This window comes from Mesorhizobium sp. M0058 (genome assembly GCF_040323095.1).
GTDB lineage: Bacteria > Pseudomonadota > Alphaproteobacteria > Rhizobiales > Rhizobiaceae > Mesorhizobium.
Genome location: NZ_JAMYUQ010000043.1, coordinates 1 through 7,135, shown reverse-complemented (window position 1 = coordinate 7,135; position 7,135 = coordinate 1). Strand labels below are relative to the sequence as shown.

Sequence of the window (7,135 nt, the reverse complement as noted above, 5' to 3'; positions counted from 1 at the left end):
GAGCGATCATCAGGCTTTCGCCCGACCAGGGAGAAGGCCCATGCCCACACCGGCACAGAGCCGGCTCATGTATTTTATGGGCCAACTCGTTCACAACGAGAGCATCGTTTCCAAGCAGGATATTATCGTCGGCTTACTGGATCACGAAGGCAGTCCGACGGCCGACGCCGACGAATTGCTGGCGAACTTGCATCGATCACTGCAACAGGCCCGACAGAGCTTGCACGAGGCGCAAGAGATCTATGGAGTCAGAAATGCGGAGTAGCGAAAAAACAAAACTCGCATACACAGCCGCAGAGTTCGCCGAAAAACACGGTTTGACCGTGAAGGCAGCCGAAATCATTCTGTCCGTGAACGGCTCCTCACGTGTCGCTTGCGATGCAGCAGCACGCGCATTCAAAGAAGCGGTTGCGCACCGAGAACACAGCAATGACGGCGAATGAGGCCCGCGCCTGCTTCCGAGGCTGCGCGGGCCGACCATGACGAGTGGAGAGGACATCTTGGTCACCGGCAGGAATCGCTGAAGAACGAGCCGGGTGTGACCGAACAGCCTCAGAGCGAGGTTGTTCCCGACTGACGCAAAAAAGCCCGCCAACATGAGCCGGCGGGCCAAGTAATGGGTCGCTGTCCAATGAACGCGTTAGGTGTCTTCAGATGGATTTTGGTCGAGAAGCCGCCGCGCGTCAGGCGCAACAAATCGGGCGCCGATTGAACGCCCTGCGGACGCAGGAACGCCTTCGTCTCGCGGGCGCTCCGCGTAAGCAAATCTTCGCCGCCGAGAAGCTCAATCGTCTCGGCCCAACCGTCGTCTGCAAGCAATTCGTGTGTCATCGCAGTTAGAAACCCACCCGATTCCGCAGGGCAATACCTATCTTATCGCCTAGGCCCTTTTGCCCCTACCGCCGAGACATGACCGAGCACCACGGAGCTGTCGAACATCTGCACCAGGTGCGCCGACGACGAGAGCGCAGCGAGATGATCAAAGAACGTTTCGAACACGCCCGCCTTGCTCAGCCGGTCGAAGCGTTTCCAAACGCTGTTCCATTTGCCGAAACGCTCCGGCAGCGCTCGCCATGTAATGTTGTGGACTGAGAATAGTGCAGAGCCTCCACGAATAGCAGGGTCGTCCCGACCCTTGGCTCCGCGCCGTGGCAGCGATCCGCGGAACACCTCCAGCGCCGCCGACCAATCCATCTCCGTCATCTTCGTAGACATTGCCGACCTCCAGAATCAGTCGGCAATCTATGAATCACACCGGATTCCTCTCAAACCAATACCGGTGTCGTTGCGCCCACTTCTGTGCCGGATAAGCAAAGAATAGGCCGGTAAACGGTGAACGCAGTTCGGGGAGTACCCGCACCAGATCGAGCTGATGGGCGAGATAGCCTGGAAGAAAGCTGATGCCCAATCCTATCGCCACGAGCGCCCTCACCGTTAGCAGATCATCGCAGGTGAGGCCCCCTGTCAGGTCAACACCGATCTTCCGGTCGCCCGCCAGCATCGGCAGCGGTCGCGCCCATGCCTTGCTGAGGGCGATTAGATCGTGATGTTCGAGTTGCTCCAGTGAGACAGGTGTGCCCCGGCGGCCGAGGTAGGCCTTGGAAGTGTCCTGAAGGACCCGTCACGAAAGCGCGTGAGATCAGGCTGGAATCGCGCAACGGGCCGACGCGCACGGCGAGGTCGATGCCGTCGGCGACGAGATCGGCAACGCGGTCGGTGACGAAGAGATCAACGGCGACCGCCGGATAAGCCTTACGGAACGCTGCAATAACAGGCGGTAGAAGCGTCTGCGCGATATCCACTGACGCCGTCAGCCGAAGCTGTCCGTCCATCCCCGCCGACTCTGCGCGAAGCTCAGCTTCGACGGTCTCGATTTCTCGCAGCGCGATGCGACACCGCTCGAAATAGGCTTGGCCCTCGGGCGTAGCGCGCAGCTTTCTGGTCGTGCGCTGGATCAACGAGAGCCCGAGCCGTCGCTCCAGGGCCGCGACCTTGGCGCTCACTGTCGTTGCAGGCATGCCGAGACGGCGCGCCGCGCCGGCAAAGCTCCCTGCCTCGAGGACGTTGATGAAGACACATATCTCGTCGATGCGCATTCCCGGATTATGCAGAAAACGGGATGCTCATTCCAGTCATCTCATATTTTCCGGGCAATGCATTTGCGCGATATTTACGCTTGTCGAAATCGCCAGCAGGGGAGCGGAGGCCATGAACGATCAATCGATCAATCCCAATGACGCCGCCAGCTTCGTCGAAAAATATGCCATCAACCCGCGCGTTCGGGTCGGTCACGTCCATCTCAACGTCGCCGACATCGAGCGATCGCTAGCCTTTTATTGCGGTGCCCTCGGGTTCGGCGTCAACCTGTCGCTAGGCGAGGAGGCTGCCTTTCTCGCGGCGGGCGGATATCACCATCATCTGGCGCTCACTAACTGGAAAGGCCGCGGCGGCGCCGCGCCCCCCATTGGCACGACGGGCCTACACCATGTCGCCTTTCTCTATCCGACACGGGCGGCGATGGCGGCTGCGCTGCGCCGCCTGCGAGCAGCAGGGGTGACGCTCACCGGCGCGAATGACCATGGCGGCTCGGAGGCGATCTATGTGCGCGATCCCGACGGCAACGGGGTAGAACTCTATTGGGATCGCCCGGAAGCGGAATGGCCGCGCAACCCGGACGGCGCGCTGAAACTGGTCAGCAATCCGCTCGACGTGGACAATCTCGCCCGGGAGGGGGCATCAGACTGCTAAGCTGGCCACCGCCATGGCGGGCTGCGTTCGGAGGACTGCTGCGACAGTGCTAGCCATTCACCGAGCCACGGAGCCGGTTGGCTGCGAGCGGAGGGCAACCATTCGGCTGGCGGGCTTCGCCACCCCAGGTAATAAAGTGTACGCTTCGAGAAGACCGTCGGCAAACTCAAGCGCTTAAAATGCATCGCAATACCCTGCGGGAAGAGAAGCGAAGCTTCGCATCCGAGCTTAGGACTTGACCGGCGGCTAGCCAGACGGCTCCCGCGCGGCTGAGACGGCCCTGTCCCGTTCCTTTGGATGAACTGCGCCTTGTGGCCGGTGATGTTCTCGATCGCCTTCAAAAGGGGTCGATGGAGCTCACAGAGCTTGGCATGCTCGCTGTGGTACGCACAGCGGCCCGACGATGCTCTTGTGCAGCGCTTCGGCTGCCGCCAGGAAGCGCTCGATTTCAGCCCGGGAAAGCTGTTCGGAAGGTTTGGTTCTGGCCATTGGTGCTTGCGCAATTACTAATTTAGTGAAACCTTACGTTCTTCTGGGGAGTAGACGTGAGACCGGTCGGTCCAGCTATGGGGCGGCATTGAACATGATGTTTTTTCCGCGATTACTGATTGGGATGTTTGCCACGTCGACCGTGGTAGCGACCTGGACTTACCTAGCAACCGATTCGTTCTGGAAGTCCCTTGCATGGACCTTGCTGATTTTTATCATCTTTCAGGTTGCATATTCCTATTTTCATTCGCGCTTTTCGACAAGCTTTGGTTGAAAAGAACCGAAGAAATACCGAACCCTGCCGAGCCTACCTGTCGAGACGGCGGTGTCTCATCTGAAGGGCGCTCGACGACGCTTTGAGGGAGACCGCCAGACACGAGAGCAGCGATCATGCTAATCTTTGCGAACTATGCGAAAGAAGGAAAGCCGTGGCAGCGCCAACAATCATCGAAAAGCGCGCTGGCGCTGGATGTCGCACGGAGATCGTCGACAGGGTGCGGACCGACGACGCCGAAGCCGAGGAGCGCGAGGTAGGTCTAAGGAGGAAACACAGATGGCTGCCTATCTGATAGCGGATGTAGACGTAAAAGACGCTGCCTTGTTCGAGGAATATCGGCGGGACGTTCCCGCTACCGAAGAGCGGTACGGTGGGCGGTACCTGGGCCGCGGTGGCGCCACCAAGGTTTTGGAAGGTGATTGGGATCCACACCGACTGGTCATTGTCGAATTCCCCGACATGGCGTCATTGATGGGCTGGTATAATTCGCCGGAATACGCCCGGCTGATCGAGATCCGCAAACGTTCCGCTAACACCAGGATCATCGCTATAGAAGGGATTGCAACGCCTGCGGCGTGACCCATAAGCGCGGCCAGCGGACCCGACGACAGTTGGGCATCCTCAGCGTCATTTCTTCCTCACGGCGAGATGCCGGAGCAGCAAGACCACTTAGTACACTCTATGATCAATTTGCCGCTGCGCCGGCGAGCGAGCAAAAGACGCGGGAACAGGTGTCTCGTGACCGCCGTGTTATCCCGATCATCCGAAGACGTTCGCTCTGGTGCGGGACGACTTCAAGTCCTTTTTCAAGGGTGTTCGGAGGTTGGCCCACGGCTGAAGGGCTGCACAACCAAGGGGCGACGATCAGCTTCTCCACCTTCAGACACATCGTGATAACCTGTCGGCCATGAAATCGGTGGCTTGAGAGAAACGTGGGCGGGCCCCAGGAGACTAATTTCTGCCCATGGGGAAGGCGATGTCCGCGCTAGCCGGAATGTCAGCTACCGAAGATCCGCCGCGTGAAGGCTGCCAGTCCGCTAACGGCCGCCCCAAAGCTGCCGGTCAAGACAAGGTCGCGTTGGAACCGATCCTTCGCATCCCCCGTTATCGAATGGAAGGGACATTACTTGCCATTAGGAGATGAAGAATGAAACGGCTTCTTTTTGCCACTGCCATGATGGCTCTTTCCAGCGGGCTTGCGTTCGCGGGGACGACAGGGACAACAGGGACGACGTCGAGTGGCTCCTCCACTACCACAACGATGCCGACGACAGATAACAACACGGATTCGACCACAACGAAGTCGACCAATTCGAACTCAGCGAAGGACTGTGCGCCGGGCCAGCAGAGTGGCAGTGCTAAGCAGGCCGCTCCTGGTCAACAGGATGACACCAGTGCCAAGTCCGCAGCCCCTGGACAGATGAAAACGACTGCCGAAGGTTGCTAATTGTGGCGGGAGGGGCCGGTTTGCACCGGCCGGAATGGATGCCTCCCGCTGCCGACCGGCGGCAACGGACCGGCCCGCGCCCTTCGATCAGCGCGGGCCGTTTTTCTGAAAGAACCTCCCTTAATCGTCCAAGGAGCCTGCAGCCTTTTCTTGGGCGAGCCGGAATGCATAGTTGGTTGCGGATGTCTTGTTGAATAGCGGCCCTTGGTGAAGGCAGATTTGAACGCGACAAACGCCTCAAGCGGCACGTCCAGGAAATCGTATTGCTTCCCCCCTGGCTCAAAACCAGACAGAGAACCCTGGTCCGGGTCAATAGTCGAACTCATCGAGGTCGGCGGCATGGTGCGTTTCAAGAAACCAGCGTGAGCCGCGGCCAGCCGGGTATGGACCGCCCTACAGGCTGAGCTGTATTCGAAGATGTGGCCGGGCGTAGAATGACGTCGCGTTCCGCCGCTTCGCGCGCCGCCCTGATCGGAGTTTTCGCGTTGACGGTGTGGGTGGCCGTCACGGCATCGGCTGCGATATCCTCAACACGGTATTTCGGCACTTTTGTTCCTACGCGTCGGTAGCGACTCCGCTTGTTTAGGGTCGCCCTCAAAGAGGAGAATAAGGTGGCAAGCTCGTCGTCGCCCTGCCGCCGGGGGTGTGACCCGGCGGCTTGGACGTTCGGCTAGGATCGCTCGGCTGTGACCGCCTTACGGCGTTGCCGCGGGAGTCTGCTTGGCAGCCATCTCGTCGATCTTCTCGGCAAGCACGCCGTTGGCCCATTCGGTGACCTCGGCGTCGACCGGCTTGTTGGCCATATCGGCGAGCGCGTCATCCAGCGATGGGACGGCGGCAGCAGCATCGGCCGCCGCTATATTGGCCGTATCGAGCGCTGCCTGCGCTGCATCGATCTGCTCCTGGGTCGGGACTTGGTCGGCCGGAGTATTCGGGTCGTTCAATTTGGCGTTCAACGCGTCGACTTCGGCTTGGGCGGCATCTACCGCGGCTTGGGCGCCCTTGGCGGCCGCCGACCCTGTCACATAAGCCTGAATGCCGGCGAATTTTTTGCTCTTGGAGTTCATATAGGCGTTGATGTTGCGCTGCAGCGAGTTCAGCCGGCCAAGCTTGGCGTGAATGTTCTTGTCCTTAGGCGTCGCGGCGACCTCAATGTCGTCGACGGCGACCTGGTCGTCGCCCGAGGTCTTCTTTCCGGCGTGAGCCGATGCCGACTTGCCGTGCGAAGCGCTGTTGCCGGACTTCCCGCCGCTGTTGCCGGACTTGCCGCTATTGCCGTGACCACCGCCATTGCCGTGACCACCGCCACTGCCGTGACCACCGCCATTGCCGTGACCACCACCATTGCCGTGACCACCTCCGTTTCCACCCGCGCCAGCGAAAGCAGGAGCGGTCACTAGCGCAAGCGCGGCAAGCGCTGCCAACAGCGTTTTTCGGGATGTCATGGTACCTCCTCAGTCGAATAGCCACCTCGCCGATTCGTTATAGAGCGGCTTATAAGAGTTTCCTAATTCGACTGAATGAACTTTAGATAAATGCTTGTTGCAATGAGCGACTGACGACTGCGAAGCGCTTTGTAACCCTCTGAAATCTAGCAAAAAATCCGGAGTCGCAGACCGTATCGCCCTTTGCGCGACTGAAGTCCCACACCGATCGGACCTTGGTCGGGCGATGCACAACCGCGGAATGCTTGCGGCATTTCGGAGTATGGCGTCACCGTGTGGCTGTGACTGCGCATTGGTAGACAACTCGCCGGGCGAAGACCCCAACTACCTCGAGCCCGGCGAGCCTTACACCTGATCAGAGTACGCGATCAGGACCGGGGATCAGCCGGCGAAAGATGTGGGTGCAATATGGGTGCCAAACTATTCGTCCCAAATTGGGACCATGCTGCGGCCTGCAAGCTGCGCTTAGGTCTCATAAAAGGCTTAGGCGTTCGCATCGGAAATGGCGATAGCTGGTTAGATCTTCCTTCCTCCGTTTGTATGATTCGTGGGCATTGGCAGGCGTGCGATATTGTTTGCCGGCGGGCGCTGAGTCTCACCGGTCGGGCCCAGCGGCCCGCCCGCCGCAAGGTGTCCCCCCGCGAGGTAGTGTGCTGAGAGTTCTGCAAATTCGCTGAGAGGGGGCGGTCATGGCAGGCTGGTGATTGTTCACGTCACCTGATTCCCGCG

10 protein-coding genes are annotated in these 7,135 nt (G+C 59.7%); 5 read left to right on the top strand and 5 right to left on the bottom strand.

Annotated features, from left to right (window positions below; translation table 11 throughout):
• Positions 1-265: hypothetical protein (locus NKJ75_RS32635; RefSeq protein ID WP_352500748.1), on the top strand; the 265-nt coding region annotated here is incomplete at its 5' end.
• Positions 255-443, top strand: coding sequence for a hypothetical protein (locus tag NKJ75_RS32630; RefSeq protein ID WP_031243249.1), 189 nt, complete (start codon positions 255-257; stop codon positions 441-443). The genes NKJ75_RS32635 and NKJ75_RS32630, both read left to right, overlap by 11 nt.
• Before the next feature lie 109 nt (positions 444-552).
• On the opposite strand, the gene NKJ75_RS32625 is transcribed toward NKJ75_RS32630, so the two are convergent.
• The 4 genes from NKJ75_RS32625 to NKJ75_RS32610 are packed head-to-tail and all read right to left on the bottom strand — an operon-like array spanning position 553 to position 2,096.
• The gene (locus NKJ75_RS32625; RefSeq protein WP_352500747.1) at positions 553-819 is read right to left on the bottom strand and encodes a hypothetical protein; all 267 of its coding nucleotides are present in this window, start codon (positions 817-819) and stop codon (positions 553-555) included.
• 54 nt (positions 820-873) lie between these two features.
• Positions 874-1,215 carry a transposase gene (locus tag NKJ75_RS32620; RefSeq protein WP_023670651.1) on the bottom strand — a complete coding sequence of 114 codons (342 nt, stop codon included), beginning with the start codon at positions 1,213-1,215 and terminating at the stop codon, positions 874-876.
• 34 nt (positions 1,216-1,249) lie between these two features.
• A complete protein-coding gene (locus tag NKJ75_RS32615) occupies positions 1,250-1,564 on the bottom strand; it encodes a LysR substrate-binding domain-containing protein (protein ID WP_084630787.1) in 315 nt (104 codons plus the stop codon).
• Positions 1,470-2,096, bottom strand: a complete 627-nt coding sequence (locus tag NKJ75_RS32610) for a LysR family transcriptional regulator (protein ID WP_023670649.1) — start codon at positions 2,094-2,096, stop codon at positions 1,470-1,472. The genes NKJ75_RS32615 and NKJ75_RS32610 overlap by 95 nt, the downstream gene beginning before the upstream one ends.
• Before the next feature lie 112 nt (positions 2,097-2,208).
• On the opposite strand from NKJ75_RS32610, the gene NKJ75_RS32605 reads away from it, so the two are divergent.
• From NKJ75_RS32605 to NKJ75_RS32600, 3 genes are all read left to right on the top strand, one after another.
• Positions 2,209-2,748: a VOC family protein gene (locus NKJ75_RS32605; RefSeq protein WP_050588547.1), complete on the top strand. Its 540-nt coding sequence runs from the start codon at positions 2,209-2,211 to the stop codon at positions 2,746-2,748.
• 403 nt (positions 2,749-3,151) lie between these two features.
• Complete coding sequence (locus NKJ75_RS32935) at positions 3,152-3,511, top strand: exopolysaccharide production repressor protein (RefSeq protein WP_502903953.1); 360 nt, start codon at positions 3,152-3,154, stop codon at positions 3,509-3,511.
• Positions 3,512-3,790: 279 nt separating this feature from the next.
• Positions 3,791-4,093, top strand: a complete 303-nt coding sequence (locus NKJ75_RS32600; protein WP_352463809.1) for a DUF1330 domain-containing protein — start codon at positions 3,791-3,793, stop codon at positions 4,091-4,093.
• Between the two features lie 1,563 nt (positions 4,094-5,656).
• Here NKJ75_RS32600 and NKJ75_RS32595 read toward each other — a convergent pair.
• Positions 5,657-6,406: a hypothetical protein gene (locus tag NKJ75_RS32595; protein WP_352463810.1), complete on the bottom strand. Its 750-nt coding sequence runs from the start codon at positions 6,404-6,406 to the stop codon at positions 5,657-5,659.
• Between the last annotated feature and the right edge of the window lie 729 nt (positions 6,407-7,135).